Source organism: Luteimonas sp. A649, assembly GCF_054072735.1.
Window position 1 is genome coordinate 1,137,887 of record NZ_JBSVRQ010000001.1, and the last position, 25,847, is coordinate 1,163,733.

The following is a 25,847-nucleotide window of genomic DNA, read 5'->3' on the forward strand; positions in this document are numbered from 1 at the left end:
CTCATTGCGTCAGGCCCGAGAGGAAGGCGGCGATGTCGGCGATGTCCTGGTCGGAGAAGCTCTGCGCCTGGACCTCCATCGTGGGATGCTTGCGCGTGCCCCTGCGGTACTCGGTGAGCGCATTGACCAGGTATTCGCTGGACTGGCCCCCGATCTTCGGCACGTGGTAGTGCGGATAGGCGTTCTTGTAACCCTCGATGCCATGGCAGCCAACGCAGGTGTAGGTCAGCCCGCGGCCGCTGTCGGCATTGCCGACGGCGGTCTGCTGCGCAAGGGCGGCGGGTGCCTGCACGGCGAAGGCAAGGGCAAGGCAGGCGGCGATCGGCAACGGTCGCATCATGTCGGGTATCCGCGTCCTGTTTCTGGTGGGAGTGGGCTGGTGCCGGCGACTGTTCCCCATCGCAGGCCATCGCCGCAGTATAGCGACGGAGCGAAGCCCTGTTAAAGCTGTGGGTCATCGGGCGCCGGTGCCCGCACCTGTTTCCCGTGCCGTTGGCAGGCATGACCTTCGGCTGATTCATCATCGGTACTGGTGATGTACCTTGCTACCACACCATTCTGGCTCCGCTCCCATGCACTCCAATCCTCGCCTTTCCCGACGTCCCGTCGCTGCAACCGCGGCCGCGATCGTGGCCACCCTGTTCGTGCTTGCAGGCTGTGGCAGCCGTGCCCAGGACGAGGCCGGAAAAGATGACGAGGCACCGCCCGCGGTCACCGTCGAAGCGGTGGCCGCCGAGCCGCGGGCGATGGCCGCGAGCTACAGCGGCAGCGCATCGCTGGAGGCGCGGGCCGAGGCGCAGGTGGTGGCCAAGACGTCGGGCGTGGCGCTCGAAGTGCTCGTGGAAGAAGGCGACGTGGTGCGTGCCGGACAGGTCCTGGTGCGGATCGATGCTGATCGCGCGCGGCTCAATCTCGCCCAGGTCGATGCGCAGGTGAAGAAGCTCGAGGCCAACTTCCGCCGCGCCAGCGAACTGGTGAAACAGCAGATGGTCAGCGTCGGCGACCACGACCAGCTCCGCTACGACCTCGAGAACGCCCGCGCCACCTGGCGCCTGGCGCAGCTCGAGCTGTCGTACACCAACGTGACCGCGCCGATCTCCGGCGTCGTCGCTTCGCGTTCGATCAAGCCGGGCAACTTCGTGCAGATCAACACGCCGATCATCCGCATCGTCGACAACTCCCGCCTGGAAGCCACGCTCAACGTGCCCGAGCGCGACCTCACCACGCTGCGCGAGGGCCTGCCGGTCCGCATGCAGGTCGATGCGTTATCGGGGCGCCAGTTCGTCGGCGTGGTCGACCGCATCGCCCCGGTGGTCGATGCCGGCAGCGGCACCTTCCGCGTGGTCTGCGCCTTCGATCCACACGATGGCGCATTGCAGCCGGGCATGTTCGCGCGCATCGGCATCGACTACGACACCCGCGCCGCGGCGCTGGCGATCCCGCGCGGCGCGCTGCTCGAGGACGATGGCGAGCCGGCGGTGTTCGTGGTCCGCGACGGCAAGGCGGTGCGCACCGCGATCACCACCGGTTACGTGGATGGCGGCTTCATCGAGGTCCGTGACGGGCTCGCGGAAGGCGATCGCGTCGTGACCGCGGGCAAGATCGCGCTGCGCGACGGCAGCACGGTGCAGGTGCTCGGCGACGCACCGGTGGCGGTTGCCGACACGGGCGCCGACGCCGAAGCCGCCGGCGACGAAACGACCGACGGAACGCCCTGATGAGCGACCCGGGGAGGGAACACGACGGCGTGGACGGCACGCTGCGCGCCGACGGCCTGGTCGGCTTCTCGGTGCGCCGCCGGGTGACGGTGGCGATGGTGACGGTCAGCCTGCTGCTGTTCGGCCTGATCGCGCTGGGCAACCTCAAGGTCAACCTGCTGCCCGATATCAGCTACCCGACGCTGACGGTGCGCACCGAGTACACCGGTGCCGCACCACAGGAGATCGAGACCCTGGTCAGCGAACCGGTCGAGGAAGCGCTGGGTGTGGTCAAGGGCGTGCGCAAGCTGCGCTCGGTGTCGCGCACCGGCCAGAGCGACGTGGTGCTCGAGTTCGCCTGGGGCACGGACATGGACCAGGCCAGCCTGGAGGTGCGCGACAAGCTCGACACCCTGGCGCTGCCGCTGGAGGTCGAGCCGCCCGTGCTCCTGCGCTTCAACCCCTCCACCGAGCCGATCCTGCGCCTGGCGCTCAGCGCCGACGACGGCGAGGGCGATGCCATCCGCCAGCTCACCCTGCTGCGCCGCTACGCCGACGACGACCTGAAGAAGAAGATCGAGCCGGTGTCGGGCGTGGCCGCGGTCAAGGTCGGCGGCGGACTCGAGGACGAAATCCAGGTTGAACTCGACCTGCAGGCGCTCGCGCGCATCGGCCTGTCGGTCGACGCGGTGGTGCAGCGCCTGCGCGAGGAGAACATCAACCTGTCGGGCGGCCGCCTGGAGCAGGGCACGCAGCGCTACCTGGTGCGCACGGTCAATCAGTTCGCGAGCGTCGACGAGATCCGCGGCATGCTGGTGGCGACGCAGTCGGCCGGTTCCGGCGGCGGCGGTGCCGACGAGGTCGCGCGCCTTGCGGCCGCGTCCGGCGACGCCTCGGTGCTGGCCGCGGCAATGTCGGCGCAGAGTGCGGCGGCGGCCTCCAATCGCGCGGTGGCCGACGGTCGCGCCGTGCGCCTGGGCGACGTCGCGGAGGTCCGCCAGGGCTACAAGGAGCGCGAGGCGATCATCCGCCTCGACGGTCGCGAAGCGGTGGAGCTCGCGATCTACAAGGAGGGCGACGCCAATACCGTCGCCACCGCCGCGGCGGTGGAAGCGCGGCTGCAGCGCATCCGCAAAGAGCTGCCCGACGCCGTGCGCCTTGATGTGGTGGACGACCAGGCACGCTTCATCCGCGCCGCGATCTCCGACGTGCGCAACGACGCCATCATTGGCGGCACGCTGGCGATCCTGATCATCTTCCTGTTCCTGCGCAGCGGCTGGAGCACCTTCGTGATCGGCGTGTCGCTGCCGGTCTCGATCATCACCACCTTCTTCTTCATGGACCAGATGGGGCTCAGCCTCAACGTGATGTCGCTGGGCGGCTTGGCGCTGGCCACCGGGCTGGTGGTCGACGACTCGATCGTGGTGCTGGAGAGCATCGCCAAGGCGCGCGAGCGCGGACTGGGGATCCTCGACGCGGCCATCGCGGGCACCCGTGAAGTGAGCATGGCCGTGGTGGCTTCGACGCTGACGATCATCGCGGTGTTCCTGCCGCTGGTGTTCGTGGAAGGCATCGCCGGCCAGCTGTTCCGCGACCAGGCGCTGACCATCGCGCTGGCCGTGGGCATCTCGCTGGTGGTGGCGATGACCCTGATCCCGATGCTGAGCGCGCTGAAGTCGGAGGCGCCGATGGCGTTCCCCGAAGAGGCACCGCATCCGGAATGGCGCCCGACTTCGCCCTGGCAGCGGCCGTTCGCGTTCGTGGCGCGCTGGATCGGCACGGCCTTCCGGGCGGTGGCCTTTGGCGTCGCATGGGTGGCTATCCGCACGGGGCGCCTTCTGTCAGTGGTCGTGGGACGTCCCATGGGCGTGGCGAGCCGCATGGCCATGGCGCCCTACGACGGGGCCGAGCGCAGCTACCTGCGCCTGCTGCCTGGCGCACTGGCACGTCCCGGCCTGGTGCTGGGCGTGGCCGCGGCGGCCTTCATCGCGAGCATGGCGATCGTGCCGACGCTGGGCACCGACCTGATCCCGCAGCTCGCGCAGGACCGCTTCGAGATGACCATGCGGCTGCCGCCCGGCACGCCGCTGCGCGAGACCGATGCCCTGATGCGCCGCGTGCAGCAGGCGCATGCGGACGACGAAGGCACGTCCGTGCTGTTCGGCGTCAGCGGCACCGGCACCCGCCTGGATGCGAATCCCACCGACAGCGGCGAGAACATCGGGCGCCTGTCGATCGTGATGGAGGGTGGCGGCAGCGCCGAGGTCGAAGCGCGGCTGACCGAAGGGCTGCGCGGCACCATGGCGGGCGAGCCCGGCGTGCAGGTCGACTTCAGCCGCCCGGCGCTTTTCAGCTTCTCCAGTCCGCTGGAGATCGAACTGCGCGGCCACGACCTCGACGAGCTGGCGAACGCCGGCAGCCGCCTGGCGGCGCTGCTGCGCAAGAGCCCGCACTACGCCGACGTGAAGTCGACGGTGGAGCAGGGCGCGCCAGAGATCCGTATCGTCTTCGACCAGGAGCGCGCCGGGGCCATGGGCCTGACCACCCGCCAGGTGGCGGACGCGGTTGTGAATTCGGTGCGCGGCGAAGTGGCCACGCGCTACGACTTCCGCGACCGCAAGATCGACGTGCTGGTGCGCGCCCGCGAGTCCGAGCGCGATTCGGTGCGCGCGATCCGCGACCTGATCGTGAACCCGGGTTCGGCGCGGCCTGTGCGCCTGTCCGCGGTGGCCGAGGTCGTCGCCACCACCGGCCCGAGCGAGATCCATCGCGCGGATCTCGGGCGCGTGGCGGTGGTGTCGGCGAACCTGCGTGACATCGACCTCGGTGCCGCGGTGGAGGAGGTGCGCACGCTGGTCGCCGCCAACCCGCTGGGCGCCGGCATCGGCATGCACATCGGCGGCCAGGGCGAGGAACTGGCGGAATCGCTGTCGTCGCTGCTGTTCGCCTTCGCGCTGGCGATTTTCATGGTCTACCTGGTGATGGCGTCGCAGTTCGAATCGCTGCTGCATCCGTTCGTGATCCTCTTCACGATCCCGTTGGCAATGGTGGGCGCGATCCTGGCGTTGCTGGCGACCGGCAACACGATCTCGGTCGTGGTGTTCATCGGGCTGATCCTGATGGTCGGCCTGGTGGTCAAGAACGCGATCATCCTGATTGACAAGGTGAACCAGCTGCGCGAGGCCGGCCTGGCCAAGCGCGAGGCGCTGGTCGAAGGTGCGCGCTCGCGCCTGCGGCCGATCGTGATGACCACGCTGTCCACGTTGTTCGGCTTCATGCCGCTGGCGCTGGCCTTTGGCGAGGGTGCGGAAGTGCGCTCGCCGATGGCGATCACGGTGATCGGCGGCCTGCTGGTATCGACTCTGCTCACCCTGCTGGTGATCCCGGTGGTCTACGACCTGCTCGACCGCCGCGGTGACGCGTACTACCTCGAGCGTGGGCGCCGGGCGCGCCTGGCCTCCGGCGAAGACGGCAACGGAGAGGGTGGGGGCCTGCCGGCATGAGCGTCGCCGAGTTCAGCCTGCGGCGTCCGGTCACCACGGTGATGCTGTTCATTTCGCTGGTGGTGATCGGGCTGATCGCGGCGTTCCGTTTGCCACTGGAAGCGCTGCCGGACGTGTCGGCGCCGTTCCTGTTTGTGCAGCTGCCCTATGAGGGCTCGAGCCCCGAGGAAGTCGAGCGGAACCTGTTGCGCCCGGCCGAGGAAGCGCTGGCCACGATGACCGGCATCAAGCGCATGCGTGGCAACGCGAGTGCCAACGGCGCCGGAATATTCCTGGAGTTCCGAGACTGGGAGCGCGACATCGCGATCACCGCATCCGAGGCGCGCGAGCGCTTGGATGCGATTCGTGACGAGCTGCCCGACGACTTCCGCCGCTACTTCGTGTTCAAGTGGTCCAGTGGCGACCAGGCGATCCTGCGGGTACGCCTGGCCGGCGACGTCGACCTGTCCTCGTCCTACGACCTGCTCGATCGCCTGCTCAAGCGCAGGCTCGAGCGGGTGCCGGGCGTGGCGCGGGTGGAGATCAATGGCGCACCGGCGAACGAGGTGGAGATCGCGATCGATCCCGATCGCCTCAACGCCCACGGCGTGGCCCTGAACACACTGGCCCAGCGCCTGCGCACCGTGAACTTCTCGGTGTCGGCGGGGATGATCGAGGATGGCGGCATGCGCCTGCGCGTGCAGCCGCAGGGCGAGATCACGACGCTCGACCAGCTGCGTGAACTGGTCATCGACCCCAGCGGCCTGCGCCTGGGCGACATCGCCGAGGTGCATCTGAAGGCCGAGCGCATGGATTACGCGCGCCGGCTGGACGGCCGCAAGGCGGTGGGCCTTGAGGTCTTCAAGGAGCGGGACGCGAACCTGGTGGAAGTCTCGCGCACGGCGCTGGCCGAGATGCGCGCCGCCGCCGGCGAGTCGGGGCTGGAGGGGATCGACTTCAAGGTCATGCATGACATGGGCGAGGAGGTGACCAGCTCGCTGGTCGAGCTTGCCGAAGCCGGCGCGATCGGCCTGCTGCTGTCGATCGCGGTGCTGTTCTTCTTCCTGCGCCACTGGCCGTCCACGCTGATGGTGACGCTGGCGATCCCGATCTGCTTCGTGATGACGCTGGGCTTCATGCATTTCTTCGGCGTGACTCTGAACGTCCTGAGCCTGATGGGCCTGCTGCTGGCGGTGGGCATGCTGGTGGACAACGCCGTGGTGGTCGTGGAAAGCATCTACCAGGAGCGCGAGCGCGATCCGGGCAATCCGGTGCGGGCGTCGCTCAACGGCACGAAGCATGTTGCGATCGCGCTCTCGGCCGGCACGCTTTGCCACTGCATCGTATTCCTGCCCAACCTGCTGGGCGAGGTCAACGACATCAGCATCTTCATGGCCCAGATCGCGATCACGATCTCGGTCTCGCTGCTGGCCTCGTGGCTGGTGGCGGTGAGCCTGATCCCGATGCTGTCGGCGCGCATGCGCACCCCGCCGGCGCTGGTGGAGAAGGGCGGCATGATCCGTCGCATGCAGGAGCGCTACGCACGCCTGCTGCGCTGGAGCCTGTCGCACCGCGGCTGGAGCGTGTTCGGGATCATCCTGGTCGTGCTGGCGAGCATGGTGCCGGCGACGCAGACCACATTCGACATGTTCGGTGGCGGCGAACAGGGCGAAATCCAGCTGTACTACAAATGGAATGGTGGCTACACGCTGCCGCAGATGTCCGATGAAGTGCAGCGCGTGGAGACCTTCCTGGAGCAGAATCGGAAGGAGTTCCGCATCACGCAGATCTACTCGTATTTCAGCGAGGGCAACGACGCCGGGACGATGATCACCTTCGAAGACGGCATTGCCGACGTCAAGCCGCTTTCGGAGGCGATCAGCAAGGCGCTGCCGAAATCGGCGCGCGCCGAAATCGGTGTGTCCAGCCCCGGAGGGCAGGGTGGCGGCGGTGGTGGCCTGGGCCAGAACGTCAGCGTGCAGCTCGTGGGCGACAGCGCCGCGGTGCTGCGCGAGATCGCCGAGGATGTCGTGCCAATGCTGGAGGCGCGTCCGGAGCTGCGCGACGTCCGCGTGGACGATGGCAACCGCACCGACGAGCTGGCCATCCGGGTCGACCGCGAGCGCGCGGCGGCGTTCGGTTTCAGCGCCGAACAGGTCTCGTCCTTCGTGTCGATGGCGCTGCGTGGCACCCAGCTGCGCGAGTACCGTCGCGGCGACAGCGAGGTCCCGGTCTGGGTCCGCTTCAGCGGCGCCCAGGAGTACGGTCCCGCCAACGTCGCGTCCTTCATGGTGCGCTCGCCCGACGGACGCCAGGTGCCGCTGTCGGCCATGGTCGACATGGAGGTTTCGGCGTCCGCGACGCAGATCTCGCGCCACGACCGCCAGACCGCACTCGGCGTCCAGGCCAACCTCGAGGGCGAGGCGACCATGGAAGCCGCACGCAAGGCAATGGAAGACGTGCTGGACTCGGTGTCGCTGCCCGCGGGCTACGGCCACACCTTCTCCGGCAGCGGCTTCGAGGAGGGCCAGCAGGCGATGAACCAGATGCTGTTCAACTTCGTGCTGGCGCTGGTGATGATCTACGTGGTGATGGCGGCGGTGTTCGAATCGCTGCTGTTCCCCTCGGCGATCATGAGCTGCGTGCTGTTCTCGATCCTTGGCGTGTTCTGGCTGTTCTGGCTCACCGGAACCTCGTTCACCATCATGGCCTTCATCGGCATCCTGGTGCTGATGGGCGTGGTGGTGAACAACGGCATCGTCATGGTCGAGCACATCAACAACCTGCGCCGTCGCGGCATGACCCGCACCGACGCCTTGGTCGAGGGCAGCCGCGAACGCCTGCGCCCGATCCTGATGACGATGGGCACGGCGATCCTGGCGATGGTGCCGATCTCGCTGAGCGAGACGGTGGTTCTGGGTGGCCTGGCGTATTCGCCGATGGCGCGCGCGGTCGCCGGCGGCCTGGCGTTCTCGACCGTGGTCAGCCTGCTGTTCCTGCCGACGATCTACGCGATCCTCGACGACCTTGCCGGCGGGACGTCGCGGTTGCTGCGCAGGGCGCGGCAGCCGCGGGGCGGGGCGGTGGTTGCCACGGCCTGAAGCTCCTGAAGCTATGGAAGCCGGCTGTGGGAGCGGCTATAGCCGCGATGGCCGCTCCGTGCTGGCGCGATCGCGGCTATAGCCGCTCCCACAACTGCTCCCAACGCAGTTCCCAAAGCTGCTCCCAAAACCGCGTCCACACAGGGCGCCTCAGGCGAAAACCTGCCCCAGCATCCTCAGCCCGCCCGTCCACACGCCGATGGCGGTGCCGAGGCTTGTCAGGAAAAAGTTCAGCAGCACGCGTGCGACGCGGTTGCGCCACCAGCCGCGCGCGGTGTTGACGTCCTCGCGCAGGGCCATGAAGTCGTCGTAGGTCGGCTTGCGCAGCGCGGCCTCGACCACGGCGCTCACCGTGCCCGAGGCCAGCGCCGGGTGCAGCGGCGTAAACGGCGAAGCCACGAAGGCGGACAGGATGCTCAGCGGATGGCCGCCGGCGATCGCGCAGCCCAGCGCGCCGAGGCCGCCGGTCACCAGCACCCACTGCAGCATCAGGTCGGCGCCTACGTCGAAGCCGCCACGCCAGAAGCCCCAGGCGAAGCCGCCCACCACCACCGTGCCGATGATGATCTCCATCCATGGCACCCGCGATTTCGGCTTCACGCGCTCGAGTGACTCGCGGACCTCGACCGGGGCCGCGGTGTCTTCGCGCAGATGCGCGGCCAGGCCCTTGAGGTGCCCGGCGCCGACAACCGCCAGCACGTTGCGCGCGCCTTCGGGCAGCTCGCGCAGCTTCGCGGCCATGTAGCGATCGCGTTCGCTGATGATCGCTTCGTAGAGCTCCGGGGTCTGGCCGGCGAACTCGGTGAAGCTCGATTCCAGCACGTCGCCCTGCTTGAGCCGCTCGATCTCGTCCTCGCCGACCTCGTCGCTCGACAGCAGCCCCATCAAGAGGCTGGCACTGACCTTGGCGCGGCCCCACCATCCCAGCCGCTGCATCGCGCGCTTGAAGGTGAGGCCGACGTCGCGGTCGATGAGCTGCAGCGACAGGCCCCGCGTGGTGGCGTCTGCGGCCGCGGCCTTCAGCTCCGCGCCGGGCTCGACGCCCATCTGCTCGGCCAGGCGCCGCTGGTAGGCGGCAAGCGCCAGGTTGGCGGCGAACAGCGGCGTCTTGCCCTCTCGCAGCACCTTGACCAGGTCCAGACGCCCGAGTGCGGCGGGGTCGGTCATCGCCGCGAGGCGCTGCTCGTCGAGCTCCACCGCGATGGTGTCGTAATCACCGGTGGCGATCGCCGCGCGCACGGCGTCCACGCTCGCGCGCGAGACGTGGGCGGTGCCCAGAAGCGTGTAACGCACACCGTCGCGTTCGACGATGGCGTGCGGCTGGGTGGAGAGGTCGAAACCGGTCTCCACCACTGCGGCAAGGTCGGGTGCCGCGGCAGGCGGGGCGGGAGTCTCGGTCATGGGCATCCGGGATGTCGGGCGGCGGGCAGGGCGTCAGTCGCGGTAGCGGCGCAGCAGGTCGCCGTAGGCGTCGATGCGACGGTCGCGCAGGAAGGGCCAGATGCGGCGCACGTGTTCGCTGCGGCCGAGGTCGACCTCGCAGGTGAGGATGGTGGTGTCGCCGCCGGCTTCAGCGATGAACTCGCCCTGCGGCCCCAGCACGTGGCTGTTGCCCCAGAAATCGATCCCCGAAGCGCCGACCGGCGAGGCTTCGTGGCCGACGCGGTTGCAGGACAGTACCGGCAGCCCGTTGGCCACGGCGTGGCCGCGGTGGCTGAGGATCCAGGCATCGCGCTGGCGCTGCTTCTCGGCCTGGTCGTCGTCGGGATCCCAGCCGATGGCGGTCGGGTAGAGCAGCAGCTCCGCGCCGGCGAGCGCCATCAGGCGCGCGGCTTCCGGGTACCACTGGTCCCAGCACACGAGCACGCCCAGGCGACCGACCGAGGTGTCGATCGGCTCGAAGCCCAGGTCGCCCGGCGTGAAGTAGAACTTCTCGTAGAAGCCCGGGTCGTCCGGGATGTGCATCTTCCGGTACTTGCCAGCGGTGGAGCCGTCGGCATCGAAGACCACCGCGGTGTTGTGGTACAGCCCGGTGGCGCGCTTTTCGAACAGCGAGCTGACCAGCACCACGCCATGCTGCTTCGCCAGCGCCGACAGGCGCTCCGTGCTCGGGCCCGGGATGGTCTCGGCGAGGTCGAACTCGTCGACGCTCTCGTGCTGGCAGAAATAGGGCCCGTTGTGCAGCTCCTGCAGCAGCACCAGCTTCGCGCCCTGGCGCGCGGCTTCGGCGACGCGCTGCTCGACGACTTCGAGGTTTTCCGCGGCGCCGCCGTGGTTGCGCTCCTGGACGAGCGCGACGGGAAGCGTGTTGGTTTTCATGGCAGGACCCTGTGGCGGTGATGCGCGTGAGCCGGACATTGTAGGCCGGCCGCGCTGTCCCTCAGATGAGTCCGGCGGGCAGCTGCATCGAGATGCAGTGCAGGCTGCCGTTCTGCCAGATCAGCGAGCGGCATGGCACCTGCACCACTTCGCGGCCGGGGTGGGCTTCGGCCAGCACCGCCGCGGCGACGTCGTCGGCCGGATCGCCATAGGCGGGCATCAGCACGGCGCCGTTGATCACCAGGTAGTTGGCATAGCTCGCGGCAAGCCGGCGCCCATCGTGGATCACAGGCTTCGGCCAGGGCAGCGGGAACAGGCGGTACGGTCGGCCGTCGGTCGTACGCAGGGCGGCGATGTCGTCGCCCATCGCGGCCAGCTCGGCGTGGTGCGGGTCGGCGGGGTCGTGGCAGGCCTGGAAGACGATGGCATCGCCAGGGGCGAAGCGGGCGAGGGTGTCGACATGGGCGTCGGTGTCGTCGCCCTGCAGGTAGCCGTGGTCGAGCCAGAGCACGCGATCCTGGCGCAGCCAGCCGCGGAGTCGGGCATCGAGCTCGTCCCGGGTGGCCTGCGGGTGGCGCTCGTGCAGGCAGCGCCAAGTGGTCAGCAGGCTGCCCTGGCCATCAGTCTCGATGGCGCCACCTTCCATTGCGAAATCAATGGATTGCGTCGAACTGTTCAAGAAGATTCCAGCATCGTGCAGGCGCTGCACTAGCAGGTCGTCCTCGCCGGCCTCGAACTTGCCGCCCCAGCCGGTGAACCGGAAATCGAGCAGCCTGAAGCCGCCGCCCCCCGTCAGCGTGATCGGCCCCGTGTCGCGCAGCCAGGTGTCGTTGTAGGGCAGGGTGATGAAACCCACCCGTGCCATGTCGATGCGGTTGGAGGCCAGGCGGGCGCGCGCGTAGGCCTCGACGTCGTCGTCGGCCACGCAGATGAGCACGCGCTGGAAGCGGGCGATCGCCGCCACGTGCGCGATGTAGGTGTCCTCGACTTCGCCCAGGCGCTCGGCCCAGTCGGTGTCGGCGTGCGGCCACGCCAGGAGGATCGCGGATTGGGGCTCCCACTCCGCGGGGAAACGCAGGGTCTTCTCGGTCATCGTCTCAGCGGATCGGTGGCTTGGGCCCGGTCTCGCCCGGCGCGGCCTGGTTGGCAACGGCGTCGATCACGCGGCTCTTCTCGAAATACACGGTGAAGCCGGGATACACCCAGCGGTTGATGGTCGGCCACTGGCTCTTCTGGCCTCCGCGCGGATCCAGGCGTTGGCTCGGTGCGCCGAAACGCGCCTCGACGTCGGGCATGCTCATGCCGCGGCTCGGCATTGGCGCCGTTGCCTGCTGCTGCACGCGGTCGATGAGCAGGGTGTCGGCGGCGGCACCGCCGGCGGTGGCGAGCAGGGCGGCGGTGGTCAGTGCAAGGAACAGGCGCATGGTGGATTTCCCCGTGGACGCTGCATCGGCTGCAGCCGCAGCGTTTTTAACAGATCGCGCGGGGCACCGGCGCGGGTGGGGCAGCGAACCGGGCGATCGGTCACGCCCACTCGGCCGCCGGAAACGCGGAAGGCCGCATTTCTGCGGCCTTCCGGACGTCCCTCGGCTGCCACCGCGTGCAGGGCACGCGGGACCGCCGCGGTGCGTAACTCAGCGCTGGCGCGCCTTGAAACGCGGGTTGGACTTGCAGATCACGAAGACCTTGCCACGGCGACGAACGACCTTGCAGTCGCGGTGACGGGCCTTCGCCGACTTCAGGGAGGACAGGACCTTCATGACGAACCTCGGAAAATGGTTGGGGCAAACAAGCCGGCAATTCTAGCGGGCACGGGCATCCCGGATCAAGTACCTGCGGGGCGACGTCGTTCGACCGGTCTAGAATGGCGCCCCCTCACGGAGTCCGCCATGACCGAAGCCGCCATTCCCGTCCTGACCATCGATGGCCCCTCGGGCTCGGGCAAGGGCACGATCAGTCGCCTGGTGGCCGGACGCCTGGGTTGGCATTACCTCGACTCCGGCGCCCTCTATCGCGCAGTGGGGGTGGCCGCGGGTTGGGCCGACCTGGACCTCGGCGACGCCGGGACCCTGGTGCGCTGTGCCTTCGACACCGAGATCGGCTTCCGTGACGACGATGCGGGCGAGCTGCGGGTGCTGGTCAACGGCCACGATGCCACCGATGAGCTGCGTACGGAGACGGCCGGCGCGGCGGCTTCGGCCATTGCCGCCATTCCCGAGGTGCGTTCGGCGCTCAAGGAGCGCCAGCGGCTCTTCCGCCGCGCCCCTGGCCTGGTCGCGGACGGCCGTGACATGGGCACCGTGATCTTCCCTGATGCCTGGCCGAAGGTGTTCCTGACCGCAAGTGCCGAGGAACGCGCCGAAAGGCGCTATAAACAGTTGAAGGACAAGGGGGTTTCCGTTACATTGGATGGTCTGCTGCGGGAGATTCTGGCCCGCGACGCGCGCGATGCCAGCCGCGCGGTGGCACCGCTGCGACCGGCCGAAGACGCCGTCCGCATCGATACCACCGGCCTGGGCATCGGCGCCGTGGTCGAACGCGTCCTGGCCCTCCTGCCCGGCCGCGCGGCCTGAAGCCCCTGCAGCAGACTGCCCCGTGCGACATCCGTCGTGCGGATTTTCCTTTCCAACCAGCACTCACGGCAAGGCGCAATCCCGCGCACGCCGACAACGGGTGGACCGGCCACACGCGCTTCCTGGCGCTGCCCGGTCTGTTTCATCAACAGAGTAATTTTCCAATGACCGAATCATTCGCAGAACTGTTCGAAGCCAGCCAGGCGAACCTCGCCAAGCTGAAGCCGGGCTCGATCGTCACCGGCACCGTGATCCAGGTGCGCACCGACGTCGTCGTCATCAACGCCGGCCTCAAGTCCGAAGGCATCGTGCCGATCGAACAGTTCCGTAACGACGCCGGCGAGATCGACGTCGCCGAGGGCGACATCGTCAAGGTCGCGCTCGATTCCCTCGAGAACGGCTTCGGCGAGACCGTGCTGTCGCGCGAGAAGGCCAAGCGCGCCATGGTGTGGGACGAGCTCGAGGAAGCCCTCGAGAAGAACGAGACCGTCACCGGCAAGATCAGCGGCAAGGTCAAGGGCGGCTTCACCGTCGACATCAAGGACGTCCGCGCGTTCCTGCCCGGTTCGCTGGTCGATGTGCGCCCCGTGCGCGACCCGGTGTACCTGGAAGGCAAGGAACTCGAGTTCAAGCTCATCAAGCTCGACCGCAAGCGCAACAACGTGGTCGTCTCCCGCCGTGCGGTGGTCGAGAGCGAGCATTCGGAAGAGCGCGAGCAGCTGATGGAGAAGCTGGTCGAGGGCGCCGTGCTGAAGGGCGTCGTCAAGAACCTGACCGACTACGGTGCGTTCGTCGACCTCGGCGGCATCGACGGCCTGCTGCATATCACCGACATGGCCTGGAAGCGCGTGCGCCATCCGTCCGAAGTCGTGGAAGTGGGCGCAGAGCTGGATGTGCGCGTGCTCAAGTACGACAAGGAGCGCAACCGCGTCAGCCTGGGCCTCAAGCAGCTGGGCGAGGATCCGTGGGACAACATCGCCCGCCGCTACCCGTCCAACACCCGCGTGTTCGGCAAGGTCTCCAACGTCACCGATTACGGCGCGTTCGTCGAGATCGAGCCGGGCGTCGAGGGCCTGGTGCACGTGTCCGAGATGGACTGGACCAACAAGAACGTCAACCCGCAGAAGGTCGTGCAGGTCGGTGACGACATCGAGGTCATGGTGCTCGACGTCGACGAAGAGCGTCGCCGCATCTCTCTGGGCATCAAGCAGGTCACGTCCAACCCGTGGGAGACCTTCGCGGCCATCCACAAGAAGGGCGACAAGGTCGACGGCCAGATCAAGTCGATCACCGACTTCGGCATCTTCATCGGCCTGGACGGCGGCATCGACGGCCTGATCCACCTGTCCGACATGAGCTGGAACACCAGCGGCGAAGACGTGGCGCGCGAGCTGAAGAAGGGCGACACGCTGGAGGCCGTGGTGCTGGCGGTGGACCCGGAGCGCGAGCGCATCAGCCTGGGCGTCAAGCAGCTCGAGCAGGATCCGTTCGGCCAGTTCATGGCGGCGCACCCGCGCGGCACCAAGGTCACCGGCACCGTCAAGGAAGTCGATGCCAAGGGCGCGGTTGTCGAGATCGCCGACGGCGTGGAAGGCTACGTGGCCGCGCGCGACATCTCGGACGAGCGCATCGACGACGCCAGCCAGCACCTGAAGGTGGGCGACACGATCGAAGCCAAGTTCACCGGCATGGATCGCAAGGGCCGCACGCTGCAGCTCTCGATCCGCGCCAAGGACGAAGCCGAAGTGGCCGACACCCTGGCCGAGTACAACCGTGCGGCGGCGGAAGCCTCCAGCGGTACCACCAAGCTGGGCGCGCTGCTGCGCGAGCAGCTGGGCGGCAAGTCCGAGTAAGGACCGCGGCATCCGGGCGGCCTGGCGCAAGCCAGGCCGCTCCGGCTGTCCGGAGCCAGCCACTGCACCATGACCAAGTCCGAACTCATCGAAATCCTCGCCCAGCGCCAGGGGCACCTCAAGGCCGACGACGTCGACCTCGCGGTGAAAACGCTGCTGGAGATGATGGGTGGCGCGCTCGCCGACGGCGATCGCATCGAAGTCCGCGGTTTTGGCAGTTTTTCGCTGCATTACCGTCCGCCCCGCACGGGGCGCAACCCGAAGACCGGCGAGGCCGTTGCGCTGCCGGGCAAGCACGTTCCCCATTTCAAGCCGGGCAAGGAACTGCGCGAACGCGTCAGCGACGTCATGCCGCTGCCCGTCGACGACTGAACGCTCCAGCTGACTGCGGGGCCCGGGCCGGCTAAGCTAGCCGCCCATGCGCCCCATCCGCATTCTCATCGCCATGCTGTGCCTCGTTGCCGGGGTCGCGGTGGGTGCTCTCAATCCCCAGGTGGTCGAAGTCGATCTCGGCCTGGCAATCCTGCGGCCGACGCTTGGCCTGGCATTGCTGGCGAGCCTCCTGCTTGGCGCCATCGCCGGCGGGATGGCGATCATGGCCTCGGTCCTGTTGCCGCTGCGCCAGCGCCGGCGCAGCGAGGCGGCCCGCCCACGCGCCACGGACGCGAACTGACATGGCCTTCATCACCGAGTGGTTCTGGTTCTTCCTGCTCCTGCCAATCGCGGCGCTCAGCGGCTGGGTCATCGGCCGCCGCGGTGGCGAGCGCCACAGCGACAGCCAGGTCAGCAAGCTCTCCACCACCTACTTCCGCGGCCTGAACTACCTGCTCAACGAGCAGCCGGACAAGGCCATCGAACTCTTCCTGCATATCGCGGAGCTCGACAAGGAAACCTTCGAGACCCAGGTTGCGCTCGGCCACCTGTTCCGTCGCCGCGGTGAAGTCGACCGCGCGATCCGCCTGCACCAGGGCCTGGTGCAGCGCCCCGACCTCAACGACCAGCAGAAGGTGCAGGCACTGCTGGCGCTGGGCGAAGACTATATGCGTTCGGGCCTGCTCGACCGTGCTGAAACGGTGTTCACCGAGCTGGCCGCCATCGACCAGCGCGCGCCGCAGGCGCTCAAGCATCTGATCGGCATCTACCAGGCCGAGCGCGACTGGCCCAAGGCGATCGAGAACGCCACCCGTTACGAGCAGGTGACCGGCGAGCCGATGGGCAAGCTGGTGGGCCAGTTCGAATGCGAGCTCGCCGAACGCCTGCGCGCGGCCGGTGATCGCGAGGCCGCGCGCGCCGCGGTGGCGCGCGCCTATGCCGCGGATTCCGGCTCGGTGCGCGCCGGCATGCTCGAGGGCCGCCTGGAACTCGACGCCGGCAACGATGCCGCAGCGATCCGCGCCTACGAACGCGCGGCGCGCCACGATCCCGACTTCCTCCCCGAGATCCTGCCGCCGCTGCGCTCGGCCTACGACCGCGTCGGCGATTCGCCTGGCGCCCGCGCCTTCCTGACCGAGATGAGCGAGCACTACCGCGGTGTCGCGCCGGTGCTTGCGCTGACGCGCCTGGTGGAAGCGGAGGAGGGGGTGTCGGCGGCCCGACGCTTCCTGGCCCAGCAGCTCAAGGACCGGCCCTCGGTCCGCGGCGAGGCGGCGCTCATCGACCTGACGCTCGCCGAAGGCGGCAACGAGGCCGCGACCCTGCACGAACTGCGGCACATCACCGACCAGCTGCTGGTCCGCAACCCCGCCTATCGCTGCAACCGCTGCGGTTTCGGCGCGCGCAGCCACCACTGGCAGTGCCCCTCCTGCAAGGAATGGGGCAGCATCAAGCCGCTGCTGAACTACGCAGTGGTCTGAGCCCCGTGGCCGGCATCGACTGGATCCGTGCGCTGCCCTGGCTGGCGGGCGTGGTGGGTGTGGCTGGGGCAGGGGCCTGGCTGGCCCGCTGGCACGCACTCCGCCTCGGCCTGCTCGACCAGCCGGGCGAGCGTCGCAGCCACGACGTGCCCACGCCGCGTGGTGGCGGGATCGGGATCGCCGTGGCATGGGCGCTGGCCTGCGGCGCGTTCTTCCTTGGCGGAATCCTGCCCGGCACCCTCGCCCTGGCGGCCGTGCTTGGCGTCGCGCTGGTGGGTACTGCAGGTTACGTCGATGACCACCGCCCGCTCTCCGCCTGGTGGCGCATGGTGGCGCATGTGGCCGCGGGCGTTGTGCTGGCGGCGGGACTCCTCGGCGCCGGCGCCGCGCCGTGGTTGGCGCTGCTGGCGCTGGCCGGCGTGCCGGTCATGGTCAACGTCTGGAACTTCATGGACGGCATCAACGGGCTGGCCGCCAGCCAGGCGGCACTGGCCGCCCTGGGCTTCGCGCTGCTGTCGGGGTTGTCCCCGGCAGCGCTGCCAGCACTCGCCTTGGCCGCTGCATGCCTGGGCTTCCTGCCGTTCAACTTCCCGCGCGCGAGGATCTTCCTTGGCGACGTGGGCAGCGGCGTGCTGGGCTTCGCGCTGACCGTGCTCGGGGCCCTGCTACTGCTTCAGGATCCGCCGGAAGGCGGCACCGGCCTGCTCCCGCTGCTCTTCCTGCCGGTCTCCGCATTCCTCATTGACGCGGCCTTGACGCTGGCTGGGCGCATCGTCCGCCGCGAGCGCTGGTGGACCGCCCATGTGGGGCACGCCTACCAGCGCTTGGCCGCGGGGTTCGGGTCGCACGTGCCGGTGACGCTTGCCTATGGAGGGTGGACCCTGGCAGCCATCGCCTTGGCCTGTGCGGTCAACGGGCAGGGTCTAACGGCTAGAATGGCCGCCGCCGGGAGCTGCGGCGCCGTTGGAACATTGGCTTGGCGCATCATCACGAGCAACTGGCCCCCACCAGACAGGAAGTGCGAGTAGATGATCAGCCTGAGTGACCGGATCCGGAACGGCCTGCCGCGCGCGGCAGTGATCGTGCACGATCTGTTCATGGTGTGGGCGGCGTGGGCCGGGCTCAACTATTTCCGGCATTCGACCCTGGATACCACGGCCAGCGCGGCGCTGCTGTCGCCGGAGATGCTGCTGATCCTGATCGTGCAGGGCCTGATCTTCTGGCAGGTCGGTCTGTACCGCGGCGTCTGGCGCTTCGCCAGCATCCCCGACCTCGTGAACATCGTGAAGGCCAGCCTGTTCGGGCTGCTCGCCATCCTGCCCCTGCTGTTCTTCGTGTTCGACCGCGCCGGGCAGGTGCCACGCACGGTGATGCTGGCCTATCCGGTCGTGCTGTCCGCGTTGCTGGGCATGCCGCGCCTGCTGTACCGCGCATGGAAGGACCACGGCAACGAGCGGACCGACAAGTCCGCGCTGCGGGTGCTGATCCTGGGTGCCGGGCAGGCGGGCGAAGCCCTGGTCCGCGACCTGCGACGGGTCGGCGCCTACCAGCCCGTCGGCTTCCTCGACGATGCAGCGAAGCTGCGTGGCAGCTACCTGCAGGGCCTGCCGGTGCTGGGCCGGATCGAGGACGTCAGCCGCATCGCACCGGAAACCGCCGCCAAGCTGCTGGTGATCGCGATGCCCTCGCTGGATGCGACGGAGATGCGGCGCGTGGTCGCGGCCTGCGAGCGCACCGGCCTGCCGTTCCGCACGGTGCCCCGGCTCAACGATCTGCTCGAAGGCCGATCGCTGCCCGGCGAATTGAAGGAAGTCGCGATCGAGGATCTGCTTGGCCGCAAGCCGGTCACCCCCGACTGGAAGGCCATCCGCGGCTGGCTGGGCGGACGCAGCGTGCTGGTTACCGGCGCGGGCGGTTCGATCGGTGCGGAGCTGTGCCGCCAGTGCGCGCGCCACGGTGCCCAGCAGATCACCCTGATCGAGATCGATGAGCTGGCCCTGGCCACGACCCAGGGCGAGCTGCGTCGCGACTTCCCGCAGATCGAATGCGTGCCGGTGCTCGGCGACTGTGGCGATCCGGCGGTCATCCGGCACGCGCTATCGCTGTCGCAGCCCGAAGCGATCTTCCACGCGGCGGCGTACAAGCAGGTGCCGGTGCTCGAATCCCAGCTGCGCGAGGCCGTACGCAACAACGTGCTGGCCACCGCCACCGTGGCCCGCGAGGCACGCGCCGCGGGCGTCGGCACCTTCGTGCTGATTTCCACCGACAAGGCCGTCGATCCGGTGAACGTGCTCGGAGCGACCAAGCGCCTGGCGGAGATGATCTGCCAGGCGATGACGGGGCCCGAGGACACCCGGTTCGTGACGGTGCGCTTTGGCAACGTGCTCGACTCCGCCGGAAGCGTGGTGCCCCTGTTCCGTGCCCAGATCCGCCAGGGCGGGCCGGTGACGGTCACCGACCCGGAGGTCACCCGCTACTTCATGACCATCCCGGAGGCCTGCCAGCTGATCCTGCAGGCGGTCGCGATAGGCTCGCTGCAGGCCGTCTATACCCTCGACATGGGCGAGCCGGTGTCGATCCGACTCCTCGCGGAGCAGATGATCACGCTGGCCGGAAAGCAGCCCGGCCGCGACATCGCCATCGTCTACACCGGCCTGCGTCCCGGCGAGAAGCTGCACGAGACCCTCTTCCACGCCGACGAGCGCTACCGGCCCACGTCGCACCCGAAGATCCTGCAGGCCGATGCGCGCAGCGTGTCAGCGGAGCGGATCGAATTCGCGATCGCCCGGATGCGCGAGGCGGTCGCCGGCTACGACCTGGACACCCTGGGACTGGTGCTCCGGGAATCGGTGCCCGAGTTCGCGCCCCTGGAGGCGTACAAGACCCCCGAGGCCGCCACCGTGGTCGCCTTCCCAGCGAGGAACGCACGCAGGACATGACACGCATCCGCAAGGCCGTATTTCCCGTCGCCGGACTCGGCACCCGTTTCCTGCCGGTCACCAAGAGCGTTCCCAAGGAGATGCTGCCGATCGTCGACCGGCCGCTCATCCAGTACGCCGTCGACGAGGCGATCGATGCCGGCTGCGACACCCTGGTCTTCATCACCAACCGCTACAAGCACGCGGTGGCCGACTACTTCGACAAGGCCTACGAACTCGAGCAGAAGCTCGAGGCGGCGGGCAAGGATGAACTGCTCGAGGTGGTGCGCAACGTGCTGCCGCGGGGCGTGCGCGCAGTCTTCGTGACCCAGGCCGAGGCGCTGGGTCTGGGGCACGCAGTGCTGTGTGCGAAACCGGTCGTGGGCAACGAGCCCTTCGCGGTGATCCTCCCCGACGACCTGATCTGGAACAAGGGCCCCGGCGCGCTGCGGCAGATGGCCGACGTGGCCGAGTCCACGGGTGCCAGCGTGATCGCCACCCAGGCGGTCCCGCATGAACAGGTGTCGAGCTACGGCATCGTGGCCACCGACGCATTCAGCGACCGCCGTGGCCGTATCACGGCGATGGTCGAGAAGCCGGCGCCTGCCGATGCCCCCAGCAACCTGGCCGTGGTCGGGCGCTACGTGCTCTCGCCGCGGATCTTCGACCTGCTCGAGACCACGCGACCCGGCGCGGGTGGCGAGATCCAGCTCACCGACGCGATCTCGGCACTGCTGGCCGAGGAGCCGGTGCTCGCATACCGATTCCAGGGCACGCGCTTCGACTGCGGCACCCATATCGGCCTCATCGAGGCCACGATCCGCTACGCCCTGGACCACGAGAAGCTGAGCGAAGCGGCCCAGGGCTTCATGCGCGAGGCCCTGGCCGAGCTCGGTGTGGTGGATTCATGACCGCCTCCTGCCAGATGGGTGACATCAGCCGGAAGGCAGGGGTATATTCGTTCGGTCAGGAGGGGGACGGTAAGTGTGCCCCGCATCGCTTGACACACATCACCTAGGGAGAGACCGCTTCATGAAGCTTGCAACAACTATTGCGGGCCTGACGCTCGCCGTCGCAGCCGCTTACAGCATCCCCGCCACTGCGCAGGAATACCACGCGAACTCGTCGCAGCCGGCTGCACGCTGCCAGAGCGCGCTGCCCGTGTTCGACACCCTGATCCGCAAGCGTCCGCTCGCGGTCCAGAACGAGGGCGACGCAGCCACCTTCATCACCTGCGCCTTCGCATTCGACGGTGCTGCGGCTCTCAACAATTCGGCGATCCTGCTGGATACGTATTTCTCCAACTTCAGCGGCGCCGACGCCGAGGTCTCCTGCACCGCAGTGACCGGCTACGCCGGCGGCGAAAACGAGTACGTTTCGTTCTCGGTCGTGGTCCCCAACGAAAGCGCCGATCCGGAAGAGGGCAACCTGTTCTGGTACGACACGGACTTCGAAGCTGGTGGCATGGAATACAGCCTGATCGCGATCAGCTGCAACCTCCCGGCGGGCGTCGGCATCAACGACACCTACATCTGGTGGGAAGGTGCCGGCCCGGTCTGATCATCGACCGTCGCGGCTTTAGTTGCATCAAGGGTGCCGGGAGACCGGCACCCTTTTTTTGGCCTCCGGGAAATGCACCGTTGCCGTGCCCGAGCATGCGGTTGCATGATGTGGCGGTGCGCATGGCGCACCTGCCCCTCGCCGGCGGGCCGACGGACAGACACGACTGAACCAGGTAATCCCAGAACATGAAACCAAGCAACAGGATCCCCCTCGTCGTCGCGACGGTCGTGGTGCTGGCCGTGGTGGCAGGCACCTTCGTCCTTCGCGGCCGCGACAAGGCCACGCTGGACGATGCCAACGTGGCCGCGCAGGACGCCCCGGCAGACGCGGCCATCGCGCCGCCACCGGCCCCTCCCGTCTCCCCCGGCGACGCCGGCCGCGGCCAGTCGGCCGAGGACCTGCGCGGTGACCACGTCGCGCGCCGCGCGCAGATGCGGCGCGACCACGAGGCGCGTATCAGCGAGCTGCGCGAACAGTCGGCGCAGCGCTATGCAAGCGAGCAGGTGGACCCGGCCTGGGCGCCGCAGAAGGAAAGCGAACTCAAGGACGTGGCCAACCAGCCGGGATTCGAAGTCGCCGGGGCCCAGCCCAGGAGCCTCAGCATCGACTGCCGCAGCAGCATGTGCCGGATCAACGGCGAGTTTGAAAGCAATGGCAAGGCCGAGGACTGGATCCTCGTCTACATGTCGAGCGTGGGCAGTTCGATGCCCAACTCCGTGGTGTCGCGTAAACGCAATCCCGACGGCAGCATGGGCGTGGAGATCTACGGCCGCGCACGCTGAGCGTGGCGAAAGACGCGACTGCCGCAGTGCGCCGCGGCAGGCAGGGAAGGGGACGCCGTGGCGTCCCCTTCGCCGTTACAGGGCTTCGAATATCCCGGCGGCGCCCATGCCGGTACCGATGCACATGGTGACCATGCCGTACTTCTGCTGGCGACGGCGCATGCCATGGACGATGGTCGCGGTGCGCACCGCGCCGGTTGCGCCCAGTGGATGGCCCAGAGCGATCGCGCCGCCCAGCGGATTGACCTTGTCGGGATCCAGGCCCGAGTCACGGATGACGGCCAGGGCCTGGGCCGCGAAGGCCTCGTTGAGCTCGATCCAGTCAAGCTGGTCCTTCGTGAGTCCGGCCTGCTTGAGCGCCTTCGGGATCGCGGCGATCGGGCCGATGCCCATCACTTCCGGACGCACGCCGGCGACCGAGAACGAGACGAAGCGCGCCAGCGGCGTCAGGCCGTAGTCCTTGATCGCCTGCTCGGAAGCCACCAGCACGGCACCCGCGCCGTCGCTCATCTGCGATGAGTTGCCCGCGGTGACCGAACCTCCGAACTGCCCGTTGCGGAACACCGTGCGCAGCTTCGCCAGGCCTTCGATCGAAGTGTCGGCACGCGGGCCTTCATCGTGCTCGACCAGCAGCTTCTTCAGGCGCACGGCGTTGCCGCCCAGGTCGGGCTGGCGGGAGACCACTTCCAGCGCCGAGATCTCGTCGCGGAACTCGCCGGCCTTCTGCGCGGCCAGCGCCTTCTGGTGCGAGGCGAGGGCGAAGGCGTCCTGGTCCTCGCGCGAGACCTTCCACTCCTCGGCCACCTTCTCCGCGGTGATGCCCATGCCGTAGGCGATGGCGACGTGGTCGTCGCGGAACACGGCCGGGGACAGCGCGACCTTGTTGCCCATCATCGGCACCATGCTCATGCTCTCGGTGCCGCCGGCCAGCACCAGGTCGGCATTGCCCAGGCGGATCTGGTCCGCGGCCAGGGCCACGGCCTGCAGGCCGGAGGAGCAGAACCGGTTGATGGTCTGTGCGGCCACCGTGTCGGGCAGGCCGGCCAGCAGCACGCCGATGCGCGCCACGTTCATGCCCTGCTCGCCCTCGGGCATGGCGCAGCCGATGATTGCATCGTCGATGCGGTTGACGTCGATGCCCGGTGCCTGCGCGACCACGGCCTTCAGCACGTGGGCCAGCATGTCATCGGGCCGGGTGTTGCGGAACACGCCCTTGGGCGCCTTGCCCACCGGGGTGCGGGTGGCGGCGACGATGTAGGCGTCCTGGATCTGCTTGCTCATTGGGTTGTCCTCTTGTCGTCGGTCGCGTCAGTTGCGCAGCGGCTTGCCGGTCTTGAGCATGTGCGCGATACGCGCCTGCGTCTTCTCCTGCTGCGCGAGCTCCACGAAGTGCTGGCGCTCCAGGCGCAGCAGCCACTCCTCGTCGACCAGGGCATTGCGGTCGACGTCGCCGCCGCTGACGACGGTGGCGATGCGGGTGGCGATCTCGTAGTCGTATTCGCTGATGAAGCGGCCTTCGAGCATGTTCTCCAGCAGCATGCGGAAGGTGGCGATGCCCACGTCGCCGACCACGCGCACGCGTCGCGCCGGCATCGGCGGGCGGTAGCCGGCATCGGCCAGTGCGCGCGCCTGGACACGGGCCACGTGCAGCATCTCGTGGGCGTTGAACACCACCTGGTCGCCGGCGCGCAGCAGGCCGAGCTCCTTCGCCTCCATCGCGGAGGCGGAGACCTTGGCCATCGCCACCGTTTCGAACACGCCCTTCAGCTCGGCGAACACGTCACCGTTCGCGCCCGCGGCGTCGGAGGCGCGTACCGCCAGCTCCTTCAGCCCGCCGCCGGCCGGCAGCAGGCCCACGCCAGCCTCGACCAGGCCGATGTAGCTCTCGAGATGCGCGACCGTTCGCGCCGAGTGCATCTGGAACTCGCAGCCGCCGCCCAGCGCCAGGCCGCGCACCGCGGACACCACCGGCACCAGCGAGTACTTGATCCGCTGGCTGGTCGCCTGGAAGTTGGCGACCATCGCCTCGAACGCGTCCGCCTTCCCGGCCTGTAGCAGGCCCAGGGCGCCGGCGAGATCGGCACCGGCGGAGAAGGGCTCCTTCGGCTGCCAGATCACCAGGCCGGCAAAGTCGCGTTCGGCGCGTGCAACCGCTTCCTGCAGGCCGTCCAGCACATGGTCGGAGACGGTGTGCATCTTGGTCTTGAACGAGGCCACGGCGATGTCGTCGCCGTCGGTCCACATGCGGATGCCGTCGTTCTCGAATACCGTCTCACCCTTGGAGAACGTCTCTCCAAGCAGCGGGTCCGGGAAGCGCTGGCGCTTGTAGACGGGCAGGGCGGAGCGGGGCAGGCGGGCGTTCTTGCCGGGGCTGTAGCTGCCTTCGGCCGAGTGCACGCCGTCGCGGCCGTCGAACACCCAGTCGGGCAGCGGCGCGTTGCTCATGGCGCGACCGGCGACGATGTCGTCGGCGATCCATTGCGCCACCTGCTTCCAGCCGGCGGCCTGCCAGGTCTCGAACGGTCCGAGCGACCAGCCGTAGCCCCAGCGGATGGCGAGGTCGACGTCGCGCGCGGTCTCGGCGATGTCGGCCAGGTGGTAGGCGGAGTAGTGGAACAGGTCGCGGAACACCGCCCACAGGAATTTCGCCTGCGGGTGGTCGCTTGCGCGCAGGGCCGCGAACTTCGCCACCGGATCCTTCGTCTTCAGGATCTCGACGACCTCGTCGGCGGCCTTGCGGTCGGCGGGGCGATAGTCCTGCTTCTCCAGGTCCAGGACCATGATGTCCTTGCCGACTTTGCGGAAGATGCCGGCGCCGGCCTTCTGGCCCAGCGCGCCCTTCTCCACCAGGCCCGCAAGCCACTTCGGCGATTTGAAGTACTTGTGCCAGGGGTCGTCGGGCAGGGTGTCGGCCATGGTCTTGATGACGTGGGCCATGGTGTCCAGGCCGACCACGTCGGACGTGCGGTAGGTCGCCGACTTCGGCCGCCCGGCGAGGGGGCCGGTCAGCGCATCGACCTCGTCGAAGCCCAGGCCGGTTTCGGCCGTGTGGTGGATGGTGGCCAGGATCGAGAACACGCCGATGCGGTTGCCGATGAAGTTCGGCGTGTCGCGGGCATAGACCACGCCCTTGCCCAGCGTCGTGGTCAGGAAGGTCTCGAGCCCCTTCAGCACCGCCTTGTCGGTGGTGCGCGCCGGGATCAGTTCGGCAAGGTGCATGTAACGCGGCGGATTGAAGAAGTGCACGCCGCAGAAGCGCGAGCGCAGCTTTTCCGGCAGCACCTCGGCCAGCTTGTTGATGCCCAGGCCCGAGGTGTTGCTCGCCAGCACGGCGTGGTCGGCCACGAAGGGCGCGATCTTCTCATAGAGGTCCTGCTTCCAGTCCATGCGCTCGGCGATGGCCTCGATCACGAGGTCGCAGTCCTTGAGCCGCTTCAGTCCCAGCTCGTAGTTGGCGGGCGTGATGGCCGCGGCCAGCGACTTCGAGGCCAGCGGCGCGGGGCTGAGCTTGCCGAGGTTGGCGATCGCGCGATTGACGATGCCGTTGGGCTCGCCCTCCTTGGCCGGGAGGTCGAACAGCACGGTGTCGACGCCGGCATTGGTGAGTTGGGCAGCGATCTGGGCTCCCATCACACCGGCGCCGAGGACTGCGGCGCGGCGCACAAGCAGTTTCTCAGACATGTTTTGTAACTCCTTGGTACATAAA

The 25,847-nt window shown here is 68.4% G+C and carries 21 protein-coding genes; 13 read left to right on the top strand and 8 right to left on the bottom strand.

Annotated features, from left to right (window positions below; genetic code table 11):
• Nucleotide 1: 1 nt before the first annotated feature.
• Nucleotides 2-337 carry a c-type cytochrome gene (locus ACW5E8_RS05360; RefSeq protein ID WP_456965248.1) on the bottom strand — a complete coding sequence of 112 codons (336 nt, stop codon included), beginning with the start codon at nucleotides 335-337 and terminating at the stop codon, nucleotides 2-4.
• Between the two features lie 235 nt (nucleotides 338-572).
• On the opposite strand from ACW5E8_RS05360, the gene ACW5E8_RS05365 reads away from it, so the two are divergent.
• Genes ACW5E8_RS05365 through ACW5E8_RS05375 form a run of 3 tightly spaced genes read left to right on the top strand, consistent with a single transcriptional unit; the run spans nucleotide 573 to nucleotide 8,280 of the window.
• Nucleotides 573-1,718, top strand: a complete 1,146-nt coding sequence (locus ACW5E8_RS05365) for an efflux RND transporter periplasmic adaptor subunit (protein WP_456964440.1) — start codon at nucleotides 573-575, stop codon at nucleotides 1,716-1,718.
• Nucleotides 1,718-5,200 carry an efflux RND transporter permease subunit gene (locus ACW5E8_RS05370; protein WP_456964441.1) on the top strand — a complete coding sequence of 1,161 codons (3,483 nt, stop codon included), beginning with the start codon at nucleotides 1,718-1,720 and terminating at the stop codon, nucleotides 5,198-5,200. The genes ACW5E8_RS05365 and ACW5E8_RS05370 overlap by 1 nt, the downstream gene beginning before the upstream one ends.
• Nucleotides 5,197-8,280, top strand: coding sequence for an efflux RND transporter permease subunit (locus tag ACW5E8_RS05375; RefSeq protein ID WP_456964442.1), 3,084 nt, complete (start codon nucleotides 5,197-5,199; stop codon nucleotides 8,278-8,280). The genes ACW5E8_RS05370 and ACW5E8_RS05375 overlap by 4 nt, the downstream gene beginning before the upstream one ends.
• A gap of 150 nt (nucleotides 8,281-8,430) precedes the next feature.
• On the opposite strand, the gene ACW5E8_RS05380 is transcribed toward ACW5E8_RS05375, so the two are convergent.
• The 5 genes from ACW5E8_RS05380 to ykgO form a co-directional block, all read right to left on the bottom strand.
• Nucleotides 8,431-9,681, bottom strand: a complete 1,251-nt coding sequence (locus tag ACW5E8_RS05380) for a TraB/GumN family protein (RefSeq protein ID WP_456964443.1) — start codon at nucleotides 9,679-9,681, stop codon at nucleotides 8,431-8,433.
• 33 nt (nucleotides 9,682-9,714) lie between these two features.
• Nucleotides 9,715-10,599 carry a carbon-nitrogen hydrolase gene (locus ACW5E8_RS05385; RefSeq protein WP_456964444.1) on the bottom strand — a complete coding sequence of 295 codons (885 nt, stop codon included), beginning with the start codon at nucleotides 10,597-10,599 and terminating at the stop codon, nucleotides 9,715-9,717.
• Between the two features lie 61 nt (nucleotides 10,600-10,660).
• Complete coding sequence (locus tag ACW5E8_RS05390; RefSeq protein ID WP_456964445.1) at nucleotides 10,661-11,692, bottom strand: agmatine deiminase family protein; 1,032 nt, start codon at nucleotides 11,690-11,692, stop codon at nucleotides 10,661-10,663.
• 4 nt (nucleotides 11,693-11,696) lie between these two features.
• Nucleotides 11,697-12,023, bottom strand: a complete 327-nt coding sequence (locus tag ACW5E8_RS05395; RefSeq protein ID WP_456964446.1) for a hypothetical protein — start codon at nucleotides 12,021-12,023, stop codon at nucleotides 11,697-11,699.
• A 210-nt stretch (nucleotides 12,024-12,233) separates the two neighbouring features.
• Nucleotides 12,234-12,359, bottom strand: a complete 126-nt coding sequence (gene ykgO / locus ACW5E8_RS05400; RefSeq protein WP_010342887.1) for a type B 50S ribosomal protein L36 — start codon at nucleotides 12,357-12,359, stop codon at nucleotides 12,234-12,236.
• A 129-nt stretch (nucleotides 12,360-12,488) separates the two neighbouring features.
• Between ykgO and cmk the strand changes: the two genes are divergently transcribed.
• The 10 genes from cmk (at nucleotide 12,489) to ACW5E8_RS05450 (ending at nucleotide 22,141) form a co-directional block, all read left to right on the top strand.
• Entirely contained in the window at nucleotides 12,489-13,172 is a 684-nt protein-coding gene (cmk, locus tag ACW5E8_RS05405) for a (d)CMP kinase (RefSeq protein ID WP_456964447.1), read from the top strand.
• Between the two features lie 164 nt (nucleotides 13,173-13,336).
• A complete protein-coding gene (rpsA, locus tag ACW5E8_RS05410; protein ID WP_456964448.1) occupies nucleotides 13,337-15,025 on the top strand; it encodes a 30S ribosomal protein S1 in 1,689 nt (562 codons plus the stop codon).
• Nucleotides 15,026-15,094: 69 nt separating this feature from the next.
• The gene (locus ACW5E8_RS05415; RefSeq protein ID WP_132986146.1) at nucleotides 15,095-15,397 is read left to right on the top strand and encodes an integration host factor subunit beta; all 303 of its coding nucleotides are present in this window, start codon (nucleotides 15,095-15,097) and stop codon (nucleotides 15,395-15,397) included.
• 46 nt (nucleotides 15,398-15,443) lie between these two features.
• A complete protein-coding gene (locus ACW5E8_RS05420; RefSeq protein ID WP_456964449.1) occupies nucleotides 15,444-15,698 on the top strand; it encodes a lipopolysaccharide assembly protein LapA domain-containing protein in 255 nt (84 codons plus the stop codon).
• A gap of 1 nt (nucleotide 15,699) precedes the next feature.
• The gene (gene lapB, locus ACW5E8_RS05425) at nucleotides 15,700-16,878 is read left to right on the top strand and encodes a lipopolysaccharide assembly protein LapB (protein ID WP_456964450.1); all 1,179 of its coding nucleotides are present in this window, start codon (nucleotides 15,700-15,702) and stop codon (nucleotides 16,876-16,878) included.
• A gap of 5 nt (nucleotides 16,879-16,883) precedes the next feature.
• Nucleotides 16,884-17,906, top strand: coding sequence for an MraY family glycosyltransferase (locus ACW5E8_RS05430; RefSeq protein WP_456964451.1), 1,023 nt, complete (start codon nucleotides 16,884-16,886; stop codon nucleotides 17,904-17,906).
• Nucleotides 17,907-19,817: a polysaccharide biosynthesis protein gene (locus tag ACW5E8_RS05435; protein WP_456964452.1), complete on the top strand. Its 1,911-nt coding sequence runs from the start codon at nucleotides 17,907-17,909 to the stop codon at nucleotides 19,815-19,817.
• Complete coding sequence (galU, locus tag ACW5E8_RS05440; protein WP_456964453.1) at nucleotides 19,814-20,707, top strand: UTP--glucose-1-phosphate uridylyltransferase GalU; 894 nt, start codon at nucleotides 19,814-19,816, stop codon at nucleotides 20,705-20,707. Before ACW5E8_RS05435 ends, galU begins: the two co-directional genes overlap by 4 nt.
• A gap of 121 nt (nucleotides 20,708-20,828) precedes the next feature.
• Nucleotides 20,829-21,356: a hypothetical protein gene (locus tag ACW5E8_RS05445; protein ID WP_456964454.1), complete on the top strand. Its 528-nt coding sequence runs from the start codon at nucleotides 20,829-20,831 to the stop codon at nucleotides 21,354-21,356.
• 188 nt (nucleotides 21,357-21,544) lie between these two features.
• Nucleotides 21,545-22,141, top strand: coding sequence for a hypothetical protein (locus ACW5E8_RS05450; RefSeq protein WP_456964455.1), 597 nt, complete (start codon nucleotides 21,545-21,547; stop codon nucleotides 22,139-22,141).
• A gap of 75 nt (nucleotides 22,142-22,216) precedes the next feature.
• On the opposite strand, the gene ACW5E8_RS05455 is transcribed toward ACW5E8_RS05450, so the two are convergent.
• Nucleotides 22,217-23,422, bottom strand: coding sequence for an acetyl-CoA C-acyltransferase (locus ACW5E8_RS05455; RefSeq protein ID WP_456964456.1), 1,206 nt, complete (start codon nucleotides 23,420-23,422; stop codon nucleotides 22,217-22,219).
• A 27-nt stretch (nucleotides 23,423-23,449) separates the two neighbouring features.
• Nucleotides 23,450-25,822 carry a 3-hydroxyacyl-CoA dehydrogenase/enoyl-CoA hydratase family protein gene (locus tag ACW5E8_RS05460; protein ID WP_456964457.1) on the bottom strand — a complete coding sequence of 791 codons (2,373 nt, stop codon included), beginning with the start codon at nucleotides 25,820-25,822 and terminating at the stop codon, nucleotides 23,450-23,452.
• Between the last annotated feature and the right edge of the window lie 25 nt (nucleotides 25,823-25,847).